This is a genomic window from Aliiroseovarius subalbicans (assembly GCF_022678625.1).
Classification (GTDB): domain Bacteria; phylum Pseudomonadota; class Alphaproteobacteria; order Rhodobacterales; family Rhodobacteraceae; genus Aliiroseovarius_A; species Aliiroseovarius_A subalbicans.
In genome coordinates this window covers 184,408-209,811 of the sequence record NZ_JALBYQ010000004.1, presented here as the reverse complement: position 1 = coordinate 209,811, position 25,404 = coordinate 184,408, and the positions used below count along the sequence as shown (strand labels likewise).

Sequence of the window (25,404 nt, the reverse complement as noted above, 5' to 3'; positions counted from 1 at the left end):
GGACTATCCACGCCCGATGAAAGGCATCTTGGTCGCCATCACCGTCATGAACTGCACGTTTGCTTCGGCGGGTAGTGTCGCCATGTGCAGGACCGAGCGCGCCACGTCTGCCACGTCCATCGTCGGCGGCGGCGTCTCCCCCGCCTCGACTGCAGCGTCGATGATCCCCTGCAACAGCTCCGTGCGCGCGTTGCCGATGTCGATCTGGCCGCAGGCAATGTCGAACCCGCGTCCGTCCAGGCTCAGCTGTCGGGTCAACCCGGTGATCGCGTGTTTCGTGACCGTATAGGTCACCGCGCCCTCACGCGGCACATGGGCCGAGATCGACCCGTTGTTGATGATCCGACCACCCTGCGGATCCTGCCCCCGCATCCGGGCAAACGCGGCCCGGGCGCACAAGAACATCCCTGTCAGGTTCACGTTCACCGCCTGGTGCCAATCCTCCAGCGTGACCTCATCGATCATCGCGGCCGGGGTGAACAGGCCTGCGTTGTTGAACAACACGTCCAGGCCTCCAGCAGCCCCGGTGAACCGGTCAAACGCCGCCTCAACTGCCGCCGCGTCGGTGACATCAGCCTCCAGCACCACGGCGTTCGTCCGCCCGGCTGCGACCTCCTCCAGAACAGCGCCACGCCGCGCCAGCAAGCCGACGGTCCAGCCTTCGCGCAGGAACAGCTCGGCCGTCGCGCGGCCAATGCCCGCGCTGGCGCCGGTAATCAGAATGCTACGCGTCATCTTGCACCTCCAGGGTCAAGGGTACCGGCGCGACTTGCAGATCCGCCGTGTCCAAAGGCGCAGATGGGCGCGCCAGCGCATAACGTTTCACCCAGTGCAGCCGCGTTTCGGCACGTGTGATCGCGACATAGGCCAACCGCTTCCACAAAGGTAACCCCGCCTCCATCCGCCCCGCCCGCGAGGCGGCCCAGATATCCGGGGCAAAGACCTGCACCTCAGGCCATTGCGACCCTTGCGCCTTGTGAATGGTCACCGCCGCACCGTGCAGAAACGCCGCCCCCATGCGGGCAGCATAGGGGATGAAGGGTTCTTCCTCGTCCGGCAATTCGATCTTGATGATCGAGGCCGCCGAGACCCGCGGGTCTTCGGCGCCCATCACGTGCAGCCGGGAAAATCCCGGCTTGTTGCCCGGCCCCAGATAGACGCATTGCGCGCCCTTAATCAGGCCACGCGCCTCAAGGTCGATGCGTTTCTTGCGGTGCTTCAAAGGCAGTTCGATCCCGTCACAGATCAGCGGCTCGCCGGGCAACAGCTCATGCTCGGGCGCGTCGAATGCCATGCGGAAGGCGCGGATCAGACGCACGCGGGTCACGTTGCGCCACACCAGCACAGGGCTGCGGGACATGAGGTCGGCGTTGACCCGGGGGGCCAGCACCACGCGATCATCGCGCCGCGCGGCGTCTTCGATCATGCGCTCGAAATCCTCGAAGCCCAAGACAGGGTCGGCCAGCGCATGGGCCAGGTCCAGGATCGGATTATCCTGCTCCTGCCGGTGAATGCGGTGCAGTTCCAGCCGCCGATTTCCACCCAGCTTGTCAAACACCATCTCGCCCGACTGCCCCACAGGCGCCAACTGCGCCGGATCGCCGAACAGGACCAGGGTCGGGAAAATCTCGCGCAAATCGTCGAACTGCTTTTGGTCCAGCATGCTGCTTTCGTCGACAAAACCGATGTCCAGCGGATCATCGCGCCGCTTCCAACCGGTGATGAAATCCGACCCGCGCAAACCGGCCGCCGCAAGGGCGCCGGGGATAGACTTCTGAACCTGATAGAAGGCATGTGCCCGGTCCAGCGCTTGGTCGGTTAGGCCCTCGATCTCGGGCCGAGGGCCATTTCCCGCCAGCCATTCAGCGATCTTTTCGTATTCGGGGTCATAAACCGGGGTATACAAAATGCGGTGAATGGTCGTCGCGGGCACGCCTCTGTTGCGCAGCACGCTAGCCGCCTTGTTGGTAGGGGCCAGGATCGCCAGGGTGCGCCGGTCCTTGCGCCGCTTGCCCTCCCAGTCGCCCGAAACGACCTCGACGCCGGCATCCTCCAACGCGTGATAGAGCTGCGCCAGCAACAGCGTCTTGCCGGACCCGGCCTTGCCAACCACCGCCATGACCTGTGCCTTGCCATCCGACAGCGGCGTCAGCAGGCCCTCGTCCAGATCCACACCGGCACCGCGCAGCATGTCGGACACGCGGTCATGTGCTTCGGCCTGGTCGTCAGAGAAAGTAACTTGGGGAAGGGTCATGATGCGACCCTACCCCGGCGGCCGAACAAGCGCCAGCATCCGGCTTGGGCGCGCTCCCGTTTTCTTTCAAAGAAAACGGCACGGACTTTTTGAAAAAGTCCGACACCGCACGCTGCCGGTCAGGCACTTTCCGGCATCTTCTGCGCCACGTCGGAACGGTGTCCCGCCAGCGAATAGCGCAGCCAGCCTCGGCTGATGTCCCGTGTTACGCCAACCCGCTTCAAGGTCGGCGCAAAGGCCGCGTCGTTCATCGCCCAAAGCCCAACACCAATGCGCGCCTTGCCTTCTCCGTCCGTACCGATCACCTCGGGCTCCAGCCCCATCAGACGGTAGATCCGCTCCATCCGCGGGTCGAAGACGCCGACGTAGTGTTCCAGCTTGAAGGCCGCCATCAGTTCGCCTGCGCCCAGCGCCAGTGCCGCCGACACACGGCGATCCGCACCGGGGGACAGGCAGAACCGGGTGCATTCCCAGATCAGCGGGCTTTCGATCCGCACGCCGTCCGTCAGGTGACCAAAATGGTCGTTTACCATCGTGTCACCGGTCGTGGGCAGGAACCGCATCGACCCGCCATGGCGGCCGTCCGCACCCTCCCAAATCACATAGAGCGGGTTCAGCGCATCGTATTCGTCACGCTCTTCCCCCGCCGCGTTCACCTGCACATCCCAGCCCAGACGTTTGGAAAACTGTTCCGTCCGGTCGCGGAACATCGTGTCGCGCAGCAGCGGGAAACGGGGCAAGTCATTGACATAGAGATAACGCAACATGGGGGGCTCCTTCGTCCGTGTGCTTGGGAACAAAGGTGAACAAAATTGGTTAACAAGGCCCGAATGTGCCGTGCGTTTTGCCCGGATCAGGGGCTAGATCACACGATGATCACACCCGTCGACAGCGCGCGTGCCACCGCATGGGTGGTGTTGAGCGCACCCAGCTTGTGGCGCGCGGCTTCGATATAAACGCGCAGGGTGTGCTCGGAAATGCCCAGATCGTTCGCCGCCTGGGCCCGGCTCATCCCCTGCGCCAGACACTTCATCGCGGACAATTCGCGCGGGCTGAGCGTCGGGGTCGCGGTCGCTTCGCCCCCCTGTTCGAACTCCAGCGCCTTCTTGTTGAACTCATGCGCAAGCACCATCAGATCACGGGCATTTTCATCAACGAACCCTACCCAGCTGTCGTCATCCGTGTGCGAATTCAACGTGAACAGCGCAAACTGTCCCTTCGGCCCCCGGATCGGGATCGTATAGCCCTGGTTGCCCAGGCCAAACTCAAGCGCGTCGCGCAGCATCGCCTTGGCTGATTTCGAAGACCAATCCAGCTCTTTCCAATCGACCGGCGTGAAGCGTTGGAAACAGCCGAAGATCACCGGATCCATGCTCAGATAGTTTTTTTCGAGATAGTTATCGACCCATTCGGGCGAATAGGTCCCGGCGCCAAAGCGTTCGCCGACCGCGTTCACCCAATGGTAAACCACGTGACTGACATTGTAGTAGGAACACAGCGTATCGGTCGTTGTCTGCAGCGCTTCAAGCGTGGTTGCGGCCTGCAATGAGGCCAGGATGGTCTCGAGTGTCGCTTTCATGCGCCCGCGTGGTCTCCGCCTTGCCACCTGCACTGCTTGCCAGTTCCGCCAGGGCCACCAGGCGCGCGTCGTCCAGCACGTCCACAGTCGCCTCCAGCCCATTGCGCTCGGCAAACGCCTTCAGGTCGGTAAGAACATCAATGATCCATTCGTTCGCCATGTAAAGCCTCGCCAGGTTACAAAAGGGAAAACAACCATGACATGTGTGACTTTTTGATGAAATTCGCGGTTTGTGGCTCGCTATTTCCGGGGAGGGCGCTGTTTTTAAGGCCTTGATTAGTCTTGTTTTAGCCCACTGCACGCTCCGACACTCCGGCAGAATCGGGTGATTCGTGCACGTCAGCGCGGGGGCGTTGCAACTACAACGTGTCCCACCTGACAAAAAAAGCCCCCTGGAGACCAGAGGGCTTTTTCCTGTTTCAGAGCCGGGTCAGCGCGCGTCCAGCGCGTCCTCCAGCGTGCGCAGGCCCGTCTTGGGTGCCTGCACCAGCACGGCCATGTTGCCGGGCTTGTGTTCGTTGCGCAGCATCTTGATGTGTGCGTCCGGGATCTCCGCCCAGGGGAAAACTTCGGACATGCAGGGATCAATCCGACGCTCAACCATCATGCGGTTGGCCGATGCCGCCTGCTTCAGGTGCGCAAAGTGCGAGCCCTGAAGACGTTTCTGGTGCATCCACATGTACCGCACGTCGAAGGTGCAGTTGAAGCCCGAAGTGCCGGCGCAGATCACGACCATGCCGCCTTTTTTGCAGACGAAGGTGGACACCGGGAAGGTGGCTTCGCCGGGGTGTTCGAACACCATGTCGACGTTGTTGCCCTTGCCGGTGATGTCCCAGATCGCCTTGCCGAATTTGCGGGTTTCCTTGAACCACTCGCCGTATTCCGGTGTGTTCACCGTGGGAAGCTGGCCCCAGCAGTTGAAGTCGCGGCGGTTGATGACGCCCTTGGCGCCCAGCGACATGACGAAGTCGCGCTTGTCCTCGTCGCTGATGACACCGATCGCATTTGCGCCGGCGGCGTTGATCAGCTGGATCGCAAAGCTGCCCAGACCGCCCGAGGCACCCCAGACCAGAACGTTCTGACCCGGCTTCAGCTCGTGCGGCGCGTGGCCGAACAGCATGCGGTATGCGGTGGCCAGTGTCAGCGTGTAACAGGCGCTTTCTTCCCATGTCAGGTGCTTGGGACGCGGCAGAAGCTGCTGCGCCTGCACGCGAGTAAACTGGGCAAAGGACCCGTCGGGGGTTTCATAGCCCCAGATCCGCTGGCTGGGCGAGAACATCGGATCGCCGCCGTTGCATTCTTCGTCGTCGCCGTCGTCCTGGTTGCAGTGGATCACGACTTCGTCGCCCACTTTCCAGGTCTTGACCTTGTCACCCACGGCCCAAACGATGCCCGAGGCATCGGACCCGGCGATGTGATAATCGGCGCCGTGGCTGTCGAAGGGCGAAATCGGAACGCCCAGACCAGCCCAGACGCCGTTGTAGTTCACGCCAGCGGCCATCACCAGAACCAGCACTTCATGGCTGTCCAGCTTGGGGGTGTCGACGACTTCGACTTGGAACGACTTGTCGGGTTCACCGTGACGTTCGCGACGGATCGCCCAAGCGTACATCGACTTGGGCACATAGCCCATCGGGGGAATTTCGCCGACCTCATAGAGGTCCTTTTCGGGTGCGTCGTATTGAGCGATGCCGGTATCGGTATCCAGAGCCATGGGGGCCTCCTGTTTTTGATTCTATTGCCGCAATGCAGAAAAGCGGCTGCTCATGCAGCATTACGGATGGTCCCGCAAGATTGCAACAGCATTTGGTATCATTTTTGTAATTTTATGTCGCGACGAAGCGTGGCGTCAGCGCCGCCTTACGCCTCTGCCTCCAGAGAGGCGATCACCCGCGTCGGGACCGCACCGCACAGATGCGCGATGGAATTCGCATAAAAACCCAGCACCGGGCGATCGGTCGGGTTCACCCGGAACATGCCGTCTTCCTCGATCACCAACTTGCGCAGAAGCAGAAGGCGCAGGCCGACCTCAACCGCATAGTCCAGATCATCACGCGGCATGTGCACATGCGCGCCGCCCGCCTTCATGTCCTCGACCAGCAGCTTGAAGCGTTCCACCACCGCCTCGCGGCTCTGCTGCTCGTTCTCCAACAGGATCGCGGCCACGACCGGAACCGGCAGGACAGGCACGACCTTGCGAATACGCGCCATGATTTCGTCGGCCAGCGGAGCGGTTATGTCACCCCGCTCGTTGCGCGCGGCACCGGCCAGGAAATCGGTCAGCGACACTGGCGTGCCAAACGACACGCTGGCATAGCCGAAGCGGTGAAATCTTCCGGTAATCCGCTGCCACAGGTGTGTCGAGACGTGGCGGATGATGTATTTCCAGCGCAATTTGAACTTGCGATGCCCGCCCATGTCGGCGGCAACCAGCACGCGGTCCTCCAGCACCCGGTCATAATTCATCGCCACGGGGATGAAGACCACATCACGGTTTTTGCCCGGTTCAAATCCGTCGATGATATAGGACATCAGCCCCATCTTCGGCGCGCCGACCTCGCCATTCAGGCTCAACCCGCCTTCGGGGAACATCGCCTGGGTTACGCCGCCTTCGGTGGCCATCTGCACATAGCGCGACAGCACCCTGCGATAGAGCGCGTTGCGTGAACGGCGGCGGATGAAATAAGCCCCCATCGAGCGGATCAGCGTGCGCAATGGCCAGACCCGCGCCCATTCGCCCACCGCATAAGACAGGTGGCTGCGTTCTGCCGCCAGCCAGGTGACCAGCACATAATCCATGTTCGACCGGTGATTCATGACGAATACGACGGTGGCGTCCTTGTCGACATTTCCCAGCTTTGCTGCGTCGAACGCCCCCAGGCGCACGCGGTAGAACGCCCGGCTCAGAAGCTTCGCCAGCCAGATGCCGAAGCTGAAGTAGGCAAAGGCCGAAAACCGCGGCACGATCTCGCGGGCATAGCGCTGCGCGTCTTCAAAGGCGACCTGTTCGGGCACCCCGTTTTCCGCCGCATGGTCGACAATCGCCTGCGCCACCCCGGGGTCATAGCTCAGCCGCTGGATCATGTCGTGGCGCCGCGCCAGCTTGAACGGCTCGATCGGCCGCTCCAACCGTTCGTTCAGCCGCGCCACGGCCCTTTGCAGCCGTTTGCGAAAAAACCAGCGCACCGAAGGAAACAGGAAATGCGACGCGAAGGTCACCGTGGCGAAAGCCAGGATCAGGACCAACAGCCAAAGGGGCAATTCCACCACGCGCATCATCCGGGCACGTTCTCAGGAAACCCACACAAGGTAAAGAGCCATGCGACGATGCGCCCGTCAGAATTCCTGTCGTGGCAGGTCGAAACTGAGTACAATTAGGCCACAAAGAAGGATGGAGAGAACTATGCTGTTTGGAAGAAGAGTTTTCATCGCCGCCACGGTTTTGGCAGCCCTTGCGATGTCGACAGTCACAGCCGAGGCGCAGGATCGCCGCGTCACGATCATCAACGACACTGGATATACCATTGTTGAATTCTACGGCTCCAACGAAGGTTCGGACAGCTGGGAGGAAGACATCCTGGGTACCGACGTGGTGCCGACGGGAACGACTGTGAACATCAACTTCGATGATGGCTCGGGCTACTGCATGTTCGACTTCAAGGCCGTGTTCTCGGACGGGGACGTTCTGGAACGTCGCGGCGTGGATGTCTGCACCACATCGACCTATACCTACCAGTAAGGTGATCAGGCGCGGGGCGTGCCGGCCCCACGCGTCATCTGACGTGGCGCAACTTTCGTTATGTCCATTTCGGACTTGCGTAATATTCTTTCGTCTGTAAAAAATGCTGCAGCGCAACATAATCGCGAGTCAGTATCATGAACAGCCCGACCAAAGATCGCCCTTGGCTTTTCCGCACCTATGCCGGTCACTCGACCGCCAAGGCCTCGAACGAACTTTACCGCACCAATCTGGCCAAAGGGCAGACCGGCCTGTCGGTGGCGTTCGATCTGCCGACGCAGACGGGATACGACTCGGATCACAAACTGGCGCGGGGCGAGGTCGGCAAGGTTGGCGTGCCGCTCTCCCACCTCGGCGACATGCGCGCGCTGTTCAAGGACATCCCGCTTGAGCAGATGAACACCTCGATGACGATCAACGCGACGGCACCTTGGCTGTTGGCGCTCTATATCGCCGCCGCCGAGGAACAGGGCGCGGATGTCTCCAAGCTGCAAGGCACGGTTCAAAACGACATCATCAAGGAATACTTGTCGCGCGGCACCTATGTCTGCCCGCCCAAACCGTCCTTGCGCATGATCACCGATGTCGCGGCCTACACCCGTGAACACCTGCCGAAATGGAACCCGATGAACGTGTGTTCCTATCACTTGCAAGAGGCCGGTGCGACACCTGAGGAAGAGCTGGCCTTCGCGCTGGCCACCGCCATCGCCGTTCTGGACGACCTTAAGGAAAAGGTCCCCGCCGAGGCCTTCCCGGCCATGGTCGGGCGCATTTCCTTCTTCGTAAACGCCGGCATCCGGTTCGTCACCGAACTGTGCAAGATGCGCGCATTTGTTGAGCTGTGGGACGAGATCACCGCGGAACGCTACGGCGTCGAAGACCCGAAATTCCGCCGTTTCCGCTATGGCGTTCAGGTGAACAGCCTGGGCCTGACCGAACAGCAGCCGGAGAACAACGTCTACCGCATCCTCTTGGAAACGCTGGCCGTGACCCTGTCGAAAAACGCCCGCGCCCGCGCGGTGCAGCTGCCCGCCTGGAACGAAGCACTTGGCCTGCCGCGCCCCTGGGACCAGCAATGGTCGCTGCGTATGCAGCAGATCCTGGCCTATGAAACCGACCTGTTGGAATTCGACGACCTGTTCGACAACAACCCTGCCGTCGACCGCAAGGTGGGCGAACTGAAGGACGGCGCGCGTGCAGAACTGGCGCAGATCGACGCGATGGGCGGGGCCGTGGCTGCGATCGAATACATGAAGTCGCGCCTGGTCGACAGTAACGCCACCCGGATCGGCAAGATCGAAGCGGGTGAGACCACCGTGGTCGGCGTGAACCGCTGGACGGAAGCGGCCGAAAGCCCGCTGACCGCTGGCGACGGCGCCATCATGGTGGCCGATGCTGACGCCGAAGCCGATCAGATCGCACGCCTTGAGAAATGGCGCGCCGATCGTGACGATGCCGCTGTAAATACCGCGCTGGAAGCCTTGCGCGCCGCCGCCCTGTCGGGGGAAAACATCATGCCCGCTTCGATCGCCGCCGCGAAGGCCGGCGCGACCACCGGCGAATGGGGCGAAATGGTCCGCACCGCGTTCGGCCAGTATCGCGCACCCACAGGCGTGTCGAAGAACCCGTCGAACCGCACCGAAGGGCTGGACGAGATACGCGCCCGCGTCGATGCCGTGTCTGACACTCTGGGCCGCCGCCTGAAGTTCCTGGTCGGCAAACCCGGCCTTGATGGCCACTCCAACGGCGCCGAACAGATCGCCGCGCGTGCGCGCGATTGCGGCATGGACATCTCTTACGAAGGCATCCGCCTGACGCCCGAGGAAATCGTCGACGCCGCCTTGGCCGATGAGGCGCACGTGGTCGGCCTGTCGATCCTGTCCGGCAGCCACATCCCGCTGATCGAAGAACTGATGGAACGTATGCGCGCCGCCGGTCTGGGCCATGTTCCGGTTGTCGCCGGGGGTATCATCCCCGACGAAGACGCCGACCGCCTGCGCGCGATGGGGGTTGCCAAGGTCTATACGCCAAAGGATTTCGAACTGAACGTGATCATGGATGATATCGTGACGCTGGTGGACCCTGCGGCGGTGGCGGCGGAGTGATCACTCCTCCAACCGCCTGACCAGCTGCTCATAGCTATAGCTCTGCGCCACCAGCCCCATGTCGCCCTTGATGAAATCCGGGTCCATCGGCAGGCAGCCGATGCCGCAGATCTGGCTGGTCACCATGTCCTGGCTGTCGATATACCACAGCCGGCCGCCCGGCGTGGCGACCCAGCCGTCGATGCCTTCGGCCTCGTCACCCTCCATGTCATCCCCGGACGGGATTTCGTTGAAATAGCGCGTCGAGAAGGCGCCGTGGGTGTGGTAGGAGGCGATGATCACCTCCATCCCCACCGGGTCGTCTGCCCGGCACGATCCCTTGCGCCCGCGATTGGCCTTCGACGCGATCAGCTGTCCGCCCGCGTCATAGCCGATATATCCGCAGTATTCGCGGTTCTTGCGGATCGAGATTGGTTGCAGCTGGGCAAAGACGGATTTCACGAAGGCGACTTCCCTGCTGTCGAGCGCCAGCGCCGATCCCGTGACTGCCAGCAAAACCACCAATCCTGAAACCAAAGCGCGCATGTTTTTCCCCTTTCGTGTCGCACCACCATATCGGGCGACCTTATCGGGACAAGTCCCGATCCCCTTCCCCCCGTCCCCGCCGCGCGATAGGCTGGCGCGAACAAAGGAGATTGCCATGACCATCCATATCGGCGCCAAACCCGGCCAGATCGCAGAAACCGTCCTAATGCCCGGTGACCCCTACCGCGCGAAATGGGCGGCCGAGACCTTCCTTGAGGGTGCCGAACTGGTCAACGAAGTGCGCGGCATGCTGGGATTTACCGGCACCTGGAAGGGCAATCGCGTGACGATCCAGGGCTCGGGCATGGGCATGCCCAGCTTGTCGATCTATGCCAACGAACTAATCCGGGATTATGGCGCCAAGACGCTGATCCGCATCGGGTCCTGCGGCGCGATGCAGAATCGGATCAAGGTGCGCGACGTGATCATCGCGATGACCTGCACCACCGTCGCCACCCCGTCTTCGACCATCATGCGCGAGCTGAACTATTCGCCCTGCGCCGATTATGGCCTGCTTGAAGCCGCCGTGGCAGCGGCCCGAAAAACCGATGTGGGTGTGCATGTGGGCGGCATCTATTCCTCGGACACGTTCTATGACGAACGCCCCGATCTGAACGAACAAATGCAGCGCCACGGCGTGTTGGGCGTCGAGATGGAAGCTGCGGAGCTTTACACCCTCGCCCAGCGTCACGGCGTACGCGCCTTGGGGATCATGACCGTGTCTGATCACCTGTTGACCGGCGAAGACCTGCCCTCGGACCAGCGCGAAAAGACCTTCGGCGACATGGTCGAAATCGCGCTTGAAGCCGCTTTCGCATGAAGATGCGCAAGCTGGGCCTGGATGGCCCCGAGGTGTCTGCCATCGGGTTGGGCTGCATGAGCTTTGCCGGCTTCTATGGTGAAACCAATCGTGAGGAGAGCTTCGCCACCCTGGACGCGGCGCGCGACGCCGGGATCACCTTGCTGGACACCGCCGAGCTTTACGGCAACGGCCTGTCCGAGCAGTTGATCGGTGACTGGCAGAAGGATCGCGGCCACAGCTTCACCATTGCCACCAAGGGCGGCATCGTGATCGGTGGCGAACGCGGGCAGACGGACAATTCCGAACCCGGCCTGCGCCGGGCGCTGGAAGGGTCACTGGCGCGGCTGGGTGTCGCTCACGTCGCGCTGTATTATGTGCACCGGCGCCAGTTCGACCTGCCCATCGAGGCGGTGACCGAAACGCTGGAAGGCTTTCGCCAGGAGGGTCTGATCGGCGGCTTCGGCTATTCGGAAATCGCGCCCAGTTCCCTGCGCCGGGCGACCAGCGTGGCGCCCGTCATGGCGGTTCAGAATGAATACTCGCTCTGGACCCGGTATCCGGATCTGGGCCTGATCCAGACCTGCGCGGAGCTTGGCACCACCTTCGTGCCCTTCTCACCGCTTGCGCGCGGGATGATGAGCGAAGTGGCACCGTCTTTTGAAAAGGTGCAGTCGATCGGGTTCCTCAAGAACAACCCGCGGTTTCTTGAACCGAATTTCAGTGCCAACCAGGCACAGATCGAAACCCTGCGCAGATTTGCGCATGGGCGAGGTTGGACCCTGCCCGCGTTGGCCATCGCCTGGACACTGGATCAGGGTGACCACCTGATCCCGATCCCCGGCACCCGCACGCCCGATCACCTGCGCGACTGGGCCGAGGCCGATCAGATCAACTTCAGCGCCGACGACCGCGCTGAAATTGCCCGGCTGATGCCGCCGGGCTGGGCGCATGGCGACCGATACTCGGATGCGCAGATCGTCGGGATCGAACGCTACTGCTGATCCTTCGGGGCGGGCGCCGGCGCCGGCGCCGGCGCGGCGGCCACCTTGCGCCGCCCGAACCAGCCCTGCCCCGGCTCGCGCGGCGGGCCATACCATTCCTCGTTCCGGGTCACGAACATCGTCGCCGCCAGCGCCAGGAAGGCCAGCGTGGACCCCGCGATCAGCGCATAATCGGTGGAATAAAGGATCAGGAACAGAACCGCGTAAAGCACGACCAGCATCGCGCCCAGAACCCAGGTGCGTTTGCCCAGTTTCAGCCCCACGGCGCCGAACATGACCAGCACGGCAATCGTCGCCCCCGCCGCCAACAGATACGCCGGGCCAAAGCCGATCTGTTCGGCATAGGCGAGCATCAGAAGCGTGAAGGTCGCCTGCGCGAGGCCAATCAGGATGTATTGCACCGGGTGCACCGGCTTTTCACGCTGCCCTTCGATCAACAGCACGGTCAGGAAGGTCAGGCCGACGAACAGGATGCCATAGCGCGCCGCGCGCCAGGCCTTTTGATAAAAATCGTTCGGCTGGTAAAAGGCGACGCCAAAGGCGGTGTCGGCGCGCGCGCGCCCGTCGTGGTTTTCCCGCGCGACCTGCGGCAGGTTGCGCGCCAGATGCGGGATCGTCCAGTCGGCAGAGAACCCGATTTCCGAGATGTCGGACCCATCGGGCAGGAACGCGCCCTGGAAACTGGGATCGGGCCAGTCGCTTTGCATCGTCACCCGCGTGGTGCGACCCACTGCGGCCACCTGCAACCACTCGGCCCCGTTCAGGCCAAGCGAGAGGCGAAACGCCTTCATCCCCTGTGGATCGCCCAGCGCGGCCTGGATACCTGACCCTTTCGGTTTCGGCTCCAACGCCACCGCCTTGCCGTCGATCTCCAGCACCGCCTCGCCCCTGAGCGCGCGGTTCGCGGTCACGACCATGCTCAGCGCGGCCTCGTCCCAGATCAACTCTTCCTGCCCGCGCAGCACGCTTTCGGCTTCGCCCGTCGGGAAGGTGAACTCAAGCACCGCCTCGGCCTGATAGACTGGCACCTGGAAGATGCCGCGGTGGCGCAACTGGGTCTGGCTGGACAAGGCCACATCAAATTGATCGGGATACAGAAACACCGGCGCCCGGGCTTCTATGCGCGTTTCTTCAAAGCTTTCGCGGATCGGCTGACCGCTTTCGGCGTGCAAGACCACCCGCCCCGTCACCGGGTCGACCACATCGCGCGTCACCGTGACCTGCACCGCTTCGCGCACCGGGATCATCACCTGCGGCCCGGACAAAAGCTGCGGCCCACCCCATTCCGCGCCCACGCTGGACACGGTGCTTTGCGAATAGCTGCGGCGTGAATTGACGATGTCTGACACCATCATCAGCGGAATGAACATCGCGAGGATCAAAAGACCCACGACCAAGAACCGAAACCCCGGAGAGCGCATGGTTTACCCCTTCAAATACAATGCAAGCACCCTGTGCCTCAGGGGCGCAAATGGCAAGCTTACCGACCGTGGCTTCGCGAATAGCCGCTGACCGGTGGCGATTGCCAGCCCGCAAGGGCGCCGGGGCGCGGCGCGAAGACCTCGACCCGCAGCGGGTGACAGGCGGCCTTGTCCGAGGAATGTTCGTCCGAACAATCCCCGCCGGGGCACGCGGAAAGCGCGCCCATCAGGTCGATCTCGGCAAAGAACTCAAGGTAATCGCCGGGGCGTACCGGGCTTGCCTTCATAAAGTATTGCCCGGTGTCGCGGGTAAAGCCTGTGCACATGAACACGTTCAGAACGTCGTGCACCATTGGCTCGGCCTGAGGTACCGCGCAGCCGGTGGCATCGGCCACGGCCCGGGTCAGGTTGGAATGGCAGCAATGGTGGTAATCGCCCCCGGACAGCAGGTGATGCGTATACGGGTCACAGCGCGTGCCGATCACGTCATGCACCGAGCCGCCAAAGTCGTCGATCCCGTACCAGTCCAGCGTGTCGTCGGTGATCGTCGCCATCGGGCGCAGGTATGGAAACCCCGACCACATCCGGTCCCCGGTGGACAGATGCGTGCCATGCAGGGCGCGGGTCTTGCCGGAATAAAACCGCTCGTTCATGTCCGCCGCGTTCCACAGGTTCAGGTCCCCCACCTGCGGCCCCTCAACCGAGCGTATGCGAAAGAAATGCCCGGCCGGTACGCGAAAGCTGCGCGCGTCACGTGGCGGCACCAGCACCTCAGCCACCCGCTCCATCCCCTCACGCGCCTGAGCATAAAGGTCCAGGTCCGGGCCCGGCAGGGTCTCGACCGGGTAACAGATCACCGGGGCAATCGCGCGGCGCGCTTCGGCGTCCTCGGGGGCGGGGTGGTGTGGGTTGGCAAGTTTCATCGCGGCTCTTTCGACTGACGGTCACGGGATACGAGACCACGCAGCGCCGAAAATGACCAGCCCGTGTCGCATTCGCAATTGCCCTGTGCACCGGTTTCTGGTCCGGTCTGGTCAAGCGAAAGGACACAGCATGCCCCACCTTGCCTCGCGCCCCTGGGTGCCGACCGAAGACCTGATCCAACGGATCGCGACCCAGACTGCGCAGGCAGACAGCGCCGGGGTGGCCGCGCGCATCGACGCGCTGATCGCGGACAACCGCCAGATCCACGAAGCCGAGTGTTTCAACCTGAACCCGGCCACCAACGTGATGAACCCACGCGCCGAGGCCGCTCTGGCGTCGGGCATGGGCACGCGGCCCAGCCTGGGATACCCGGGCGACAAGTATGAGATGGGGTTGGAAGCGATCGAAGAGGTCGAGGTTATCGCCGCTGAGCTGGCGGGCGAGATTTTCGATGCGGCATACGCCGAGATCCGGGTGCCGTCGGGGGCCATCGCCAACCTCTATGGCTTCATGGCGACGTGCAAAGCGGGGGATGCCATCATCGCGCCGCCCGGCGCCATCGGCGGTCATGTCACCCACCACGCGGACGGCTGCGCGGGGCTCTACGGTCTTGTCACCCACGACGCGCCGGTGAATGCCGACGGCTACACGGTGGACGTGGACGCGCTGGCGGTGCTGGCCCGCGACGTCCGGCCCAAGCTGATCACCCTGGGTGGTAGCCTGAACCTGTTTGAACACCCGGTGGCCCAGGTCCGCGCCATCGCCGATGAGGTCGGCGCGACGCTTCTGTTCGACGCCGCGCACCAGTGCGGCATCATCGCGGGCGGGGCGTGGAAGAACCCGCTGGACGAGGGCGCACATCTGATGACGATGTCGACCTACAAAAGCCTGGGCGGCCCGCCCTCAGGCCTGATCGTGACCAATGACGCGGCGCTTGCCCAGCGCCTGGACGCCATCGCCTTTCCTGGCATGACCGCGAATTTCGACGCCGCGAAATCGGCCGCTTTGGCGCTGAGCCTGCTGGACTGGCGCGACTTCGGAACGGATTACGCCCGCGCGATGATCGACATGGCGCAGGCCCTGGCCGTTGCCCTTGCCGCCGAAGGCCTTCCGGTCTTCGCCGGAGGCACGCAGTCGCATCAATTCGCCATCGAGGCGGCGGGTTTTGGCGGCGGTCAGGCCGCATCCAAAACATTGCGCCGGGCTGGGTTCCTGGCCTGTGGCATCGGCCTGCCGATCGCCGAAGTGCCAGGCGACATGAACGGGTTGCGCATCGGCACGCCGGAACTGGTGCGCTGGGGCATGACCCCGGATGACGCGCCACGCCTGGCCGGGCTGATTGCCCGCGCGCTGGGGCGCAACGACCCCGAGGCGCTGGCGCCCGAAGTCGCCGCCTGGCGCTCAAGTTTCGACAGGCTGCATTTCGTGCATGTCTGACCGGCAGATCACCCGCCCCGGGCTACCGCGCCGCGCTGGGCTGCGTCGCCCATCGACAGAATCACTGGACCGGCGGCCTTCACATCCGCCTTGCCGCCCCAACCGCGCCAGCCCGCCCGCACCAAAGATTGCGACACCGCGCCGCCCAGCGTCGTGCCGGGGCCAAGGATGATGAAGACATCCGGCATCAACTCACGCGCCGCCACGCGGATCGCTGCGGTGAAATCATAGGGCTGCGTCACCTGCTGCCCCAGCGTGTAGTCATACAGCGCTGTCAGGTCACAGGCTCCGGGATGCCACAGCGCCCCGCGCCCGTCGATCATCGCCAGCCCCGGTTGACGCATCATGTCGCGCGGCAGACGCGCGCGGCCCTCGGCGGCCACCGGCGCCTGCAAATCGGTGTGAAACGCCGCGTGGTTGTGAAGCCGCATGGGAAAGCGGTCTTGCACTATCGGCATCGAAGACTCGAACGCCGCCAGCCCCGCGTCATTGCCAGCCAGAACCAGCATCCCGCCCAGGTCAATCGATAGGCCCAAAGCATGGCCCGGCTGCGCGTCGATCTGTGCGACCGCCTCCATGATGTCGCCCCGCAGCCCGGGGATCTCGCCCCAGCTGTCATCCATGAAGGGATAGATCAGCTGCCCGCCAATCAGGTGGTCGTGCATCAGACCGCCCATCGTGTTCACCAGTCGCGCACCATCGACCGGCGACAGCGCCCCGGCGCAGGCCAGCGCGATGTACCAGCCCATCGAATTACCGGTGACGCCCAGGATGTCGAACCGGTCGCGGTCGATCGCCTGAAAATCGGCGAACGCGCAGGCGTGGATCAGGGCCGCGGCATTGTCCCCGCGCGTGTGCGTGGCGACCGAAAACCGGTCCGCCCCATCCAGCGCCGACACCGCCTGTTGCCCTTCGGCAAGGCGCAGCGCGTCCACCTCGGCCACCGCCGCGGACCCTGGGTGGTGACGCGCCAGGTATCCCAGCTCCGACCGGGAATAGGTGCCGCGCCCGGGGGCGATCACAAAGGCAGTCAGTGTCATCCCTGCCCCCACAGCGCGCGCGCCGCGTCTGCGATGCTGGCCGCTGACGGCATGGTGGCGGCATAGGCCGGGCCGGTCGCGATGAAGCTGTCCTCGGCTGCCAAACGGGCATGCGGCAGGTCGCAGCCTTCGTGCAGCGCCGCCATTAATGCCTCGGACAGATTGCCAGAGATGCGGCATTCATCGACCACCAGCACCTTTTCTGCCCTCTTGAGAGCGGCCAGCATCCCATCAACCGGCAGCGGAGCCAGCCAGCGCAGATCGATCACGCGGGTGGCGATGCCGTCGCTTTCCAACGCCTTAGCGGCCTGCTGGCTCAGGTAATGCCCGTTGCCGTAGGTCACGATGGCCAGCGGCCCGTCGCCGGTAACGCCGACCTCGCCCAGCGCGATCCGGCGGTCGGGCGCGGGATATGACGCCATCCAACCACCATCCTTGTTGCCATGCAGATCGCGCATCGGATACAGCGCGATCGGCTCGACGAAAGCCACCACGCGCTGTTCCTCGCGCGCCAGGCGCACGCATTCACGCAGCATCATCGCGCCGTCATCCCCGCGTGACGGACAGGCCAGGATCAGGCCGGGAATATCGCGCAGCACCGCCAGCGAATTGTCGTTGTGAAAATGCCCACCAAAGCCCTTTTGATACCCCAGCCCTGCGATGCGCAGGACCATCGGGTTGGTGAACTGCCCGTTCGAAAAGAACGGCAGCGTCGCGGCTTCGCCCCTCAGCTGATCCTCGGCATTGTGCAGATAAGCCAGGAACTGAATTTCCGGGATCGGGACGAAGCCGTTGTGCGCCATGCCAATCGCCAGCCCCAGGATGCTTTGTTCATCCAACAGCGTGTCGATCACCCGGTCCGGGCCGAACCGGTCGATCAGCTTTTGCGTCACGCCGTAAACGCCGCCCTTGCGCCCCACGTCCTCACCCATCAAGGCAATTTCGCCGTGCTCCAACATGAGGTCGGTTAGCGCCCAGTTCAAAAGCTTCGCCATTGGCTGCGGCTGGGCCATCACCTTTTCATCCGCGCCAAAGGTGGCCTTGCGTTCTGCCGCGCCGGGGCCGTTGGTGGGCGCACAGGGGCGTGGCGGCGGGATCAGGCTGGCCATGACGTCTGCCGCGCTGGACAGGCGGGGGCGGGTCACGACCTCTTGCGCCACCCGGGCGCATTGCGCTTCGGCCTCGTCATAGATGGCAAGCACCTCATCCGCGCTGAGCGCACCCGCGTCGATCAGCAAACGCGCAGAATGCAGCAGCGGATCATCGCCTTCCCAACCCTCGAAGACCTCCTTGGAGAGATAGGCCTGCTGCAAGTCCGATCCTGCATGACCATAGAGCCGCACCGTGCGCAGATGCAGGAACGCCGGGCGTTTTCGGTCACGCACATACGCCGCTGCCTCTTGCGCCACGCGGAAGGTCTCATAAAGGTTCAAGCCATCGGCGTGGAAATACGTCAACCCCGGTTTTGCGGCAAAGTTCGCGGCGATCCAGCCGTCCGGCGTGCGGGTGGAAATGCCGATCCCGTTGTCCTCGCAAACGAACAGAAGCGGCAGGGGAATGGACTGATACGCGGTCCAGCAGGCGGTGTTGATCGCACCCTGCGCGGTTGAATGATTGGCCGAGGCATCGCCGAAGGAACAGACCACCAGCCCATCGTCGTCCAACACCTTGTGCTCAGGCGCATGGCGCCGCGCCAGGCCGATGGAATAGGCCGCACCAACCGCTTTGGGCAGGTGGCTTGCGATGGTCGAGGTCTGCGGCGGGATCATCATCGCGCGCGATCCCAGCACCTTGTGGCGCCCGCCCGACATTGGGTCTTCACGCGATGTGGCGAAGCTCAGCAACATGTCCCAGGTCGGCGTGACGCCGGGCACCTGGCCCGATCGCATGGTCTGAAACGCCCCATCGCGATAGTGCAGGAATGCCATATCCGTGGGGCGCAACGCGGCGGCCACCGCCGCCATGCCCTCGTGCCCCGACGACCCGATGGTGTAATACCCGTCCCCCGCCGCCTGCATCTTGCGCGACCGGCGGTCCAGGTTCCGGCTCAGCACCTGGGCGCGAAAAACCGCGATCGCCTTGTCACGACTCAGCGGGCCCGAAGGCGCAGCACCGGGCGGCAAGGTGCCCGCCGCGACACGGTCGCGAAAGGCTGCGTCAATGATATCCGCCCGGTCCATCCGCGCGCCTTAAAAGAACGCCTGAAGACCCGTCTGCGCGCGGCCCAGGATCAGGGCGTGCACGTCATGGGTGCCTTCATAGGTGTTCACCGTTTCCAGATTCATCATGTGACGGATCACCTGGAAATCTTCGCTGATCCCGTTGCCGCCGTGCATGTCACGGGCGTGGCGGGCAATCTCCAGCGCCTTGCCGCAATTGTTGCGTTTGACGATGGAAATCATCTCAGGCGCCGCGTTGGCCTCATCCATCAGACGCCCGACGCGCAGGCTGGCCTGTAGCCCCAGCGAAATCTCGGTCTGCATGTTGGCGAGCTTCAGCTGGAACAGCTGCGTCTGCGCCAACGGCTTGCCGAACTGCTTGCGGTCCAGCCCGTATTGCCGCGACGCGTGCCAGCAGAATTCAGCCGCACCCAGCACACCCCAGGAGATGCCATAGCGCGCGCGGTTCAGGCAGCCGAACGGGCCTTTCAAGCCCTCAACATTCGGCAAAAGCGCGTCTTCGCCAACCTCGACCCCGTCCATGACGATTTCACCGGTGACCGAGGCGCGCAGCGACTGCTTGCCTTCGATTTTCGGTGCCGACAGCCCCTTGGCACCCTTTTCCAGCACGAAGCCACGGATCTTGCCGCCGTGGGCCTCGGATTTGGCCCAGACCACGAAGACATCGGCAATCGGCGCGTTGGAAATCCACATCTTCGAGCCCGTCAGGCGATAGCCCGTGTCGGTCTTTACCGCGCGGGTCTTCATGCCGCCGGGGTCGGACCCCGCGTCGGGTTCGGTCAGGCCGAAACAACCGATCAGCGCGCCCGAGCAAAGGCCCGGCAGGTATTTCTTGCGCTGCTCTTCGCTGCCATAGGCATAGATCGGGTATATCACCAACGACGATTGCACCGACATCATCGAGCGGTAGCCGCTGTCCACCCGCTCAATCTCACGCGCAATCAGGCCATAGGCGACGTAGCCCACGCCCAGCCCGCCGTATTCCTCGGGCACGGTGACACCCAGAAGACCCGCTTCGCCCATCTCGCGAAACAGCTCGGGCGCGACGGTTTCTTCGGCATAGGCTTTGACCACGCGCGGGGCCAGGTTGGTGTCGGCAAACCCCCGCGCCGCGTCGCGCAGCATGCGCTCATCTTCGGTCAGCTGGTCCTCAAGGCGAAAGGCATCTTCCCAGTCGAAACGGCCCAGATTGGGGGCGTCTTTGGCTTTCAGGGCGGGCGTTGTCATGGCATGTCCTCATGGCTGGTCAACTTGCATTCACGCCCTTATTGCCGATTTTGCAGCGCCGTGCTATTGATAGCTTGTCCGCACACCATGAGAAAAACTCATATGATCGCCCCCCGTCGCGACCTGCCCTCGATCTCATCCCTGCTGGCGTTGGAGGCGGTCGACCGCTTGGGCGGCGCGTCAGCGGCGGCCGAAGAACTGTCGCTGACCCAGGGCGCGATTTCCCGGCAGTTGAAGGCGTTGGAGGCGCAGATGGGCGTGGCTTTGATCGAGCGCAGCGGCGTGCGGTTAGCGCTGACCCCCGTCGGGGCAGACTACGTGAGCGAGGCGCGTCGGGCGTTGCACCTGCTGGCACAGGCGTCGTCAACCCTGCGGGATGCTCCGTCGGGCGGGGTCTTGAACTTGTCCATCCTGCCCGCCTTCGGCATGCATTGGCTGGCCCCGCGCCTGCGCGATTTTGCCCGGGCGCATCCCGAGGTGACCGTGAACCTGACCACCCGCCTGCGCCCGTTCGACTTTGCCACCGAGCCGTTTCACGCCGCGATCCATTTCGGACGTCGTGATTGGCCAGGTGTCGGATATTTGCCGCTGATGGAAGAGGAAATGGTGCCGGTGTGCGCCCCCGACCTGACCGGCGGCCATGCCGTGACGCCCGATGCACTGCTGAACCTGCCGCTTCTCAACCTCGAAAGCCGCGCGCGGGCCTGGCAGCATTGGTTTGCCGGTCAGGGACGGGACGTGGCCCGCCCGCCCGGCATGGTGTTCGATCAGTTCGCCACGATGATCCAGGCGGCGATCCACGGCGCGGGCGTCGGGCTTGCCCCCACCTTTTTGGTGCAAAGTGAGCTGTCTGCGGGCAGCCTGATCATCGCCGCCGAAGGCCCCGCCGCGCATCTGGGCACTTACTATCTGGTCTGGCCAGACACACGCGCGGATCACCCACCACTGGTGCATTTCAGAAACTGGATCGCCTCGGCGTGAGCATTTCAGTCCGGTGTTGACTTCGCTGCACTCTTTTATTTAACATGTTAATCAACGCGGTGAGATTCGCCTGATCTTGAGCAACGAGGCCCCCATGTCCGACCTGTCCACGAACATCGAAAAGCTGAACGGCTACCTGTCCCGATTTTCCGATACCGGCATCCTGAATCGCATCGGCGGGCAGGATGTGGACGGCAGCCTGGGCCGGTTCGACAACGCCACCCCGGTGGACGAGAGCCACATCTGCACGGTCGCACGCAGCGGGGCCAAAGACGTGGACGCCGCCGCCAAGGCCGCCGCTACCGCCTTCCCGGCCTGGCGCGACATGCCGGCGGCCGAGCGCAAGAAGATCATGATCCGCATCGCCGAAGGCATCGAGGCACGCGCCGAAGAAATCGCGTTTTGCGAATGCTGGGACACCGGACAGGCGCACCGTTTCATGTCCAAGGCGGCCATTCGGGGTGCCGAAAACTTCCGCTACTTCGCCGATCAGGTGGCCTCGGCCCGCGATGGCAAGAACCTGCGCTCGCCCACATTGGTGAACATCACCACCCGCATGCCGATTGGCCCGGTTGGCGTGATCACGCCCTGGAACACGCCCTTCATGCTGTCGACCTGGAAGATCGCGCCGGCACTGGCGGCGGGCTGCACCGTGGTGCACAAACCCGCCGAATTGTCCCCCATCTCGGCCCGTATCCTGATGGAAATCGCCGAAGAGGCCGGGCTGCCACCGGGGGTCTGGAACCTGGTCAACGGGTTCGGCGAAGAGGCCGGCAAGGCGCTGTGCGAACACCCCGCGATCAAGGCGCTGGCCTTTGTGGGGGAAAGCCGCACGGGGTCGATGATCCAGAAACAGGGCGCCGACACGCTCAAGCGCGTGCATCTTGAGCTGGGCGGCAAGAACCCGGTGATCGTGTTCGACGACGCCGACCTGGACCGGGCGCTGGATGCGGTGATCTTCATGATCTATTCGATCAACGGTGAACGCTGCACCTCGTCGTCACGCCTGCTGGTTCACGACACGATCCGCGAGGCATTCGAGGCCCGGCTGATCGAGCGTGTGAACAACATCAAGGTCGGCCATCCGCTGGACCCCGAAACGGTGATCGGCCCGATGATCGGCGAAGAACATTTCGCCAAGGTCACCAGCTATTTCGACATCGCAAAAAAAGACGGCGCGACCGTCGCCGCCGGGGGCACGCGTGTGGGTGACGAAGGCTATTTCGTGCGCCCGACCCTGTTCACCAACGCCCACAACCAGATGCGCATCGCGCAAGAAGAGATCTTCGGCCCGGTCCTGACCTCGATCCCGTTCTCAACGGAAGAGGAAGCGCTAGAGATTGCCAATGACACGGCCTATGGCCTGACCGGATACCTCTGGACCAACGACCTGACCCGCGCTTTGCGCTTCACGGACCGGCTGGAAGCAGGCATGATCTGGGTGAACAGCGAAAATGTGCGCCACCTGCCAACCCCGTTCGGGGGCGTGAAGGCCTCAGGCATCGGGCGCGACGGGGGCGATTGGAGCTTTGAGTTCTACATGGAACAAAAACACGTGGGCCTGGCCCTGGGTGACCACAAAATTCCGCGTCTGGGCGCATAAGGGAGGAAGAACCAATGGGTGAAATCGTACTTGCCGCCAAGGTCACGCACGTGCCCACGATGCTAATGTCAGAGCAGGAGGGCCCCCTGAAAGGCACCCGCCAACCGGCCATCGAAGGGCATTATGAAATTGCCCGCCGGGCAAAGGCGCTGGGCGCAGACACGGTGGTGATCTGTGACACGCATTGGGTGATCAACGCGGGCTTTCACATCAACGCGAATTCCCATTTCAAGGGCATGTTCACCTCGAACGAATTTCCGCAGTTCATCTGGGATCTGCCCTATGACTACCGCGGCAATCCCGAACTGGGTGACGCGATTGCCGAAGCGGCCAGCGACATGGGTGCCTTTACGCTGGCCCACAGGCTGGACAGCCTGGAGCTGGAATACGGCACCCTGGTGCCGATGCGGTTCATGAGCCGCGAACATGACATGCAAGTCGTGTCGGTTGCGGCCTGGGCAACGGTACACAGCCACGACGAAAGCCGCCTGGTCGGCGCCGCCATCCGCAAGGCGGTCGAGGCGTCGGACAGCAAAGTGCTGCTGCTGGCGTCGGGCAGCCTGAGCCACCGGATTTGGGACAACAAGGATTATGCCGCCAACAACGGCACCTTCACGATCTCAAGCGAGTTCAACCACCAGATGGATCAGCACGTGCTGGACATGTGGCAAAGGGGCGATCACGCCACCTTCTTGAAAATGCTGCCGGAATACGCCCGCAAGTGCGATGGCGAAGGGTTCATGCATGACACGGCGATGCTGTATGGCGCGCTGGGGTGGGACAGCTATGATGGCAAATGCGAGGTTGTATCGCCCTATTTCCCCTCGTCCGGCACGGGCCAGGTCAACGTCATTTTTCCGGTGCAGTAAAGGGCGCAGATCGACATGAAATTCGCAAGCTACACCGCCGATGGTGCGGCCCATTACGGCGCAATCACTGATACCGGCGCGATCGCCCTGTCGCCTGACTTTCCCCAATGGCCGACAATGTTGGAGGTGATCCGCGCAGGGGGGCTGCCCGCTTTGGCTGCCGCCGCCGAAGGTCGCGCCGTGACCCACACCGACATCACCTATGACATCCCAATCCCGAACGCCCCGCGCATCCTGTGCGTTGGCGTGAACTTCCCGGACCGGAACGCGGAATATAAGGATGGCAGCGCCCAGCCCAAGCACATGTCGCTGTTCCCGCGCTTTGCCTCGGGCTTTACCGGGCATGGACAGAACCTGATCCGCCCGCCGGAGAACGAAACGCTGGATTACGAAGGCGAGGTGGCGATCGTGATCGGCAAGACCGGCCGGCGCATCTCGCAAGACGACGCCTATGACCACATCGCGGCGCTGACCCTGTGCAACGAAGGCACCATCCGCGACTGGGTGCGGCATGCAAAGTTCAACGTGACGCAAGGCAAGAATTGGGACCGCTCCGGCGCGATTGGCCCGTGGCTGGTGCCCTTCACCGACGCCGCCCAGCTGGACGATGCCCGCATCATCACGCGGGTGAATGGCGAGGTGCGCCAGGACGATACCCTGAACCGCATGATGTTCCCGATCCGCGAGGAAATCGCCTATATCTCGACCTTCATGACCTTGCAGCCCGGCGACATCATCGTCACCGGCACCCCCACTGGTGCTGGCGCGCGGTTCGACCCGCCGCGCTATCTGAAACCCGGCGACGTGGTTGAGGTTGAAGTGGACGGCATTGGCCTTCTGCGCAACGGCGTCGAGGACGAGGCATGACGCCCGCAGATCACGCCCACGCCGCCGAAGCCCTGCTTGCGGCCGAACGCAGCGGCCAGCAGATCGGCCTGTTGTCGCTGCAATACCCTGACATCACAATGGACGACGCCTATGCGATCCAATCGGCGTTGATGACGGCGAAACTGGCGCAGGGGCAGCGGGTCATTGGCTGGAAGATCGGCCTGACCTCAAAGGCGATGCAATATGCGCTGGGGATCGACATTCCTGACTCTGGGGTGCTGTTCGATGACATGGCGTTCGATCACGGCGCCACCGTGCCCACGGGCCGTTACATTCAGCCCCGGATCGAGGCGGAAATCGCCTTTGTGATGAAGGCGCCCCTGTCGGGCCAAGTGACGCGGGATGAGGTGATCGCGGCGACCGACTACGTCACACCGTCGATCGAAATCCTCGACACCCGCATCCAACGCGCCGACCCTGCCACCGGACAGACCCGCAGTGTACTGGACACGATCAGCGACAACGCGGCCAACGCGGGGATCGTCTTGGGGAACGCGCGCCACGTGCCTGACGCCTACGACCTGCGCTGGACCGGAGCCATTGTCAGCCGCAATGGCGAGGTGGAAGAAACCGGCCTGGGTGCCGGCGTGCTGAACGACCCGGCCGAAAGCGTCGCCTGGCTGGCCGCCCGCATGGCGCAATATGGCCAGCGGATCGAACCCGGTCAGGTCATCCTGTCCGGCAGCTTCATCCGCCCAGTTGAATGCCCGGCAGGCACCGTCATCGACGCCGATTTCGGCCCGTTCGGTGAGGTTGGCATCAACTTCGCCTGAGGCTAGGTGATGAAAAGCAGCAAACCCTGAAATCTTCCAAATTGGGTCCACAAATC

23 protein-coding genes are annotated in these 25,404 nt (G+C 63.3%); 10 read left to right on the top strand and 13 right to left on the bottom strand.

The window, feature by feature from the left end:
* Nucleotides 1-3: 3 nt before the first annotated feature.
* The 7 genes from MN188_RS13745 to MN188_RS13715 form a co-directional block, all read right to left on the bottom strand.
* Nucleotides 4-735, bottom strand: a complete 732-nt coding sequence (locus MN188_RS13745; protein ID WP_242109748.1) for an SDR family oxidoreductase — start codon at nt 733-735, stop codon at nt 4-6.
* Nucleotides 725-2,254, bottom strand: coding sequence for an ATP-dependent DNA helicase (locus tag MN188_RS13740; protein WP_242109747.1), 1,530 nt, complete (start codon nt 2,252-2,254; stop codon nt 725-727). The genes MN188_RS13745 and MN188_RS13740 overlap by 11 nt, the downstream gene beginning before the upstream one ends.
* 119 nt (nt 2,255-2,373) lie before the next feature.
* On the bottom strand, nt 2,374-3,021 hold the full coding sequence (locus tag MN188_RS13735; protein WP_242109746.1) for an acyl-homoserine-lactone synthase: 648 nt from the start codon (nt 3,019-3,021) through the stop codon (nt 2,374-2,376).
* Nucleotides 3,022-3,119: 98 nt separating this feature from the next.
* Nucleotides 3,120-3,833: a helix-turn-helix transcriptional regulator gene (locus MN188_RS13730; RefSeq protein ID WP_242109744.1), complete on the bottom strand. Its 714-nt coding sequence runs from the start codon at nt 3,831-3,833 to the stop codon at nt 3,120-3,122.
* A complete protein-coding gene (locus tag MN188_RS13725; RefSeq protein WP_242109743.1) occupies nt 3,778-3,993 on the bottom strand; it encodes a hypothetical protein in 216 nt (71 codons plus the stop codon). The genes MN188_RS13730 and MN188_RS13725 overlap by 56 nt, the downstream gene beginning before the upstream one ends.
* 270 nt (nt 3,994-4,263) lie before the next feature.
* On the bottom strand, nt 4,264-5,547 hold the full coding sequence (gene ccrA / locus MN188_RS13720) for a crotonyl-CoA carboxylase/reductase (protein WP_242109742.1): 1,284 nt from the start codon (nt 5,545-5,547) through the stop codon (nt 4,264-4,266).
* Between the two features lie 146 nt (nt 5,548-5,693).
* Nucleotides 5,694-7,112, bottom strand: a complete 1,419-nt coding sequence (locus MN188_RS13715; RefSeq protein WP_242109741.1) for a 1-acyl-sn-glycerol-3-phosphate acyltransferase — start codon at nt 7,110-7,112, stop codon at nt 5,694-5,696.
* A gap of 178 nt (nt 7,113-7,290) precedes the next feature.
* Between MN188_RS13715 and MN188_RS13710 the strand changes: the two genes are divergently transcribed.
* Nucleotides 7,291-7,572, top strand: coding sequence for a hypothetical protein (locus MN188_RS13710; RefSeq protein WP_242109740.1), 282 nt, complete (start codon nt 7,291-7,293; stop codon nt 7,570-7,572).
* Nucleotides 7,573-7,709: 137 nt separating this feature from the next.
* Nucleotides 7,710-9,677, top strand: coding sequence for a protein meaA (locus MN188_RS13705; RefSeq protein ID WP_242109739.1), 1,968 nt, complete (start codon nt 7,710-7,712; stop codon nt 9,675-9,677).
* Here MN188_RS13705 and MN188_RS13700 read toward each other — a convergent pair whose 3' ends face one another.
* Nucleotides 9,678-10,202, bottom strand: coding sequence for a DUF4329 domain-containing protein (locus MN188_RS13700; RefSeq protein WP_242109738.1), 525 nt, complete (start codon nt 10,200-10,202; stop codon nt 9,678-9,680).
* 115 nt (nt 10,203-10,317) lie between these two features.
* On the opposite strand from MN188_RS13700, the gene deoD reads away from it, so the two are divergent.
* Complete coding sequence (gene deoD / locus MN188_RS13695; RefSeq protein WP_242109737.1) at nt 10,318-11,022, top strand: purine-nucleoside phosphorylase; 705 nt, start codon at nt 10,318-10,320, stop codon at nt 11,020-11,022.
* Nucleotides 11,019-12,005: an aldo/keto reductase gene (locus MN188_RS13690; protein ID WP_242109736.1), complete on the top strand. Its 987-nt coding sequence runs from the start codon at nt 11,019-11,021 to the stop codon at nt 12,003-12,005. The genes deoD and MN188_RS13690 overlap by 4 nt, the downstream gene beginning before the upstream one ends.
* Here the strand turns inward: MN188_RS13690 and creD are convergent.
* Both creD and MN188_RS13680 read right to left on the bottom strand, forming a co-directional pair.
* Nucleotides 11,996-13,426 (bottom strand): cell envelope integrity protein CreD, encoded by a 1,431-nt coding sequence (gene creD / locus MN188_RS13685; RefSeq protein WP_242109735.1) that lies wholly within the window; start codon nt 13,424-13,426, stop codon nt 11,996-11,998. The two genes, MN188_RS13690 and creD, sit on opposite strands and share 10 nt — an antisense overlap.
* A 59-nt stretch (nt 13,427-13,485) precedes the next feature.
* Complete coding sequence (locus tag MN188_RS13680) at nt 13,486-14,349, bottom strand: urea carboxylase-associated family protein (RefSeq protein ID WP_242109734.1); 864 nt, start codon at nt 14,347-14,349, stop codon at nt 13,486-13,488.
* Between the two features lie 130 nt (nt 14,350-14,479).
* Here MN188_RS13680 and MN188_RS13675 point away from each other — a divergent pair, with 130 nt between their 5' ends.
* A complete protein-coding gene (locus MN188_RS13675; protein ID WP_242109733.1) occupies nt 14,480-15,787 on the top strand; it encodes a serine hydroxymethyltransferase in 1,308 nt (435 codons plus the stop codon).
* Nucleotides 15,788-15,795: 8 nt separating this feature from the next.
* On the opposite strand, the gene MN188_RS13670 is transcribed toward MN188_RS13675, so the two are convergent.
* Genes MN188_RS13670 through MN188_RS13660 form a run of 3 tightly spaced genes read right to left on the bottom strand, consistent with a single transcriptional unit; the run spans nt 15,796 to nt 20,234 of the window.
* Nucleotides 15,796-16,827 (bottom strand): ACP S-malonyltransferase, encoded by a 1,032-nt coding sequence (locus MN188_RS13670; protein WP_242109732.1) that lies wholly within the window; start codon nt 16,825-16,827, stop codon nt 15,796-15,798.
* The gene (locus tag MN188_RS13665) at nt 16,824-19,007 is read right to left on the bottom strand and encodes a dehydrogenase E1 component subunit alpha/beta (protein WP_242109731.1); all 2,184 of its coding nucleotides are present in this window, start codon (nt 19,005-19,007) and stop codon (nt 16,824-16,826) included. The genes MN188_RS13670 and MN188_RS13665 overlap by 4 nt, the downstream gene beginning before the upstream one ends.
* A gap of 9 nt (nt 19,008-19,016) precedes the next feature.
* Nucleotides 19,017-20,234, bottom strand: coding sequence for an acyl-CoA dehydrogenase (locus MN188_RS13660; RefSeq protein WP_242109730.1), 1,218 nt, complete (start codon nt 20,232-20,234; stop codon nt 19,017-19,019).
* A 102-nt stretch (nt 20,235-20,336) separates the two neighbouring features.
* Here MN188_RS13660 and MN188_RS13655 point away from each other — a divergent pair, with 102 nt between their 5' ends.
* The 5 genes from MN188_RS13655 to hpaH all read left to right on the top strand — a co-directional run bounded on the left by MN188_RS13655 (nt 20,337) and on the right by hpaH (nt 25,348).
* Nucleotides 20,337-21,215: a LysR substrate-binding domain-containing protein gene (locus tag MN188_RS13655; protein WP_420839005.1), complete on the top strand. Its 879-nt coding sequence runs from the start codon at nt 20,337-20,339 to the stop codon at nt 21,213-21,215.
* Between the two features lie 94 nt (nt 21,216-21,309).
* The gene (gene hpaE / locus MN188_RS13650; RefSeq protein ID WP_242109727.1) at nt 21,310-22,818 is read left to right on the top strand and encodes a 5-carboxymethyl-2-hydroxymuconate semialdehyde dehydrogenase; all 1,509 of its coding nucleotides are present in this window, start codon (nt 21,310-21,312) and stop codon (nt 22,816-22,818) included.
* 14 nt (nt 22,819-22,832) lie between these two features.
* The gene (gene hpaD / locus MN188_RS13645) at nt 22,833-23,687 is read left to right on the top strand and encodes a 3,4-dihydroxyphenylacetate 2,3-dioxygenase (protein ID WP_242109726.1); all 855 of its coding nucleotides are present in this window, start codon (nt 22,833-22,835) and stop codon (nt 23,685-23,687) included.
* 15 nt (nt 23,688-23,702) lie between these two features.
* On the top strand, nt 23,703-24,554 hold the full coding sequence (locus tag MN188_RS13640; RefSeq protein ID WP_242109725.1) for a fumarylacetoacetate hydrolase family protein: 852 nt from the start codon (nt 23,703-23,705) through the stop codon (nt 24,552-24,554).
* On the top strand, nt 24,551-25,348 hold the full coding sequence (hpaH, locus tag MN188_RS13635) for a 2-oxo-hept-4-ene-1,7-dioate hydratase (RefSeq protein WP_242109724.1): 798 nt from the start codon (nt 24,551-24,553) through the stop codon (nt 25,346-25,348). The genes MN188_RS13640 and hpaH overlap by 4 nt, the downstream gene beginning before the upstream one ends.
* Nucleotides 25,349-25,404 lie beyond the last annotated feature (56 nt).

Bases quoted from the DNA above. Each gene is read 5' to 3' on its own strand.
- MN188_RS13745 (WP_242109748.1), bottom strand. From the start codon at position 735: ATGACGCGTAGCATTCTGATTACCGGCGCCAGCGCGGGCATTGGCCGC.
- MN188_RS13740 (WP_242109747.1), bottom strand. From the start codon at position 2,254: ATGACCCTTCCCCAAGTTACTTTCTCTGACGACCAGGCCGAAGCACAT.
- MN188_RS13735 (WP_242109746.1), bottom strand. From the start codon at position 3,021: ATGTTGCGTTATCTCTATGTCAATGACTTGCCCCGTTTCCCGCTGCTG.
- MN188_RS13730 (WP_242109744.1), bottom strand. From the start codon at position 3,833: ATGAAAGCGACACTCGAGACCATCCTGGCCTCATTGCAGGCCGCAACC.
- MN188_RS13725 (WP_242109743.1), bottom strand. From the start codon at position 3,993: ATGGCGAACGAATGGATCATTGATGTTCTTACCGACCTGAAGGCGTTT.
- ccrA (WP_242109742.1), bottom strand. From the start codon at position 5,547: ATGGCTCTGGATACCGATACCGGCATCGCTCAATACGACGCACCCGAA.
- MN188_RS13715 (WP_242109741.1), bottom strand. From the start codon at position 7,112: ATGATGCGCGTGGTGGAATTGCCCCTTTGGCTGTTGGTCCTGATCCTG.
- MN188_RS13710 (WP_242109740.1), top strand. From the start codon at position 7,291: ATGTCGACAGTCACAGCCGAGGCGCAGGATCGCCGCGTCACGATCATC.
- MN188_RS13705 (WP_242109739.1), top strand. From the start codon at position 7,710: ATGAACAGCCCGACCAAAGATCGCCCTTGGCTTTTCCGCACCTATGCC.
- MN188_RS13700 (WP_242109738.1), bottom strand. From the start codon at position 10,202: ATGCGCGCTTTGGTTTCAGGATTGGTGGTTTTGCTGGCAGTCACGGGA.
- deoD (WP_242109737.1), top strand. From the start codon at position 10,318: ATGACCATCCATATCGGCGCCAAACCCGGCCAGATCGCAGAAACCGTC.
- MN188_RS13690 (WP_242109736.1), top strand. From the start codon at position 11,019: ATGAAGATGCGCAAGCTGGGCCTGGATGGCCCCGAGGTGTCTGCCATC.
- creD (WP_242109735.1), bottom strand. From the start codon at position 13,426: ATGCGCTCTCCGGGGTTTCGGTTCTTGGTCGTGGGTCTTTTGATCCTC.
- MN188_RS13680 (WP_242109734.1), bottom strand. From the start codon at position 14,349: ATGAAACTTGCCAACCCACACCACCCCGCCCCCGAGGACGCCGAAGCG.
- MN188_RS13675 (WP_242109733.1), top strand. From the start codon at position 14,480: ATGCCCCACCTTGCCTCGCGCCCCTGGGTGCCGACCGAAGACCTGATC.
- MN188_RS13670 (WP_242109732.1), bottom strand. From the start codon at position 16,827: ATGACACTGACTGCCTTTGTGATCGCCCCCGGGCGCGGCACCTATTCC.
- MN188_RS13665 (WP_242109731.1), bottom strand. From the start codon at position 19,007: ATGGACCGGGCGGATATCATTGACGCAGCCTTTCGCGACCGTGTCGCG.
- MN188_RS13660 (WP_242109730.1), bottom strand. From the start codon at position 20,234: ATGACAACGCCCGCCCTGAAAGCCAAAGACGCCCCCAATCTGGGCCGT.
- MN188_RS13655 (WP_420839005.1), top strand. From the start codon at position 20,337: ATGATCGCCCCCCGTCGCGACCTGCCCTCGATCTCATCCCTGCTGGCG.
- hpaE (WP_242109727.1), top strand. From the start codon at position 21,310: ATGTCCGACCTGTCCACGAACATCGAAAAGCTGAACGGCTACCTGTCC.
- hpaD (WP_242109726.1), top strand. From the start codon at position 22,833: ATGGGTGAAATCGTACTTGCCGCCAAGGTCACGCACGTGCCCACGATG.
- MN188_RS13640 (WP_242109725.1), top strand. From the start codon at position 23,703: ATGAAATTCGCAAGCTACACCGCCGATGGTGCGGCCCATTACGGCGCA.
- hpaH (WP_242109724.1), top strand. From the start codon at position 24,551: ATGACGCCCGCAGATCACGCCCACGCCGCCGAAGCCCTGCTTGCGGCC.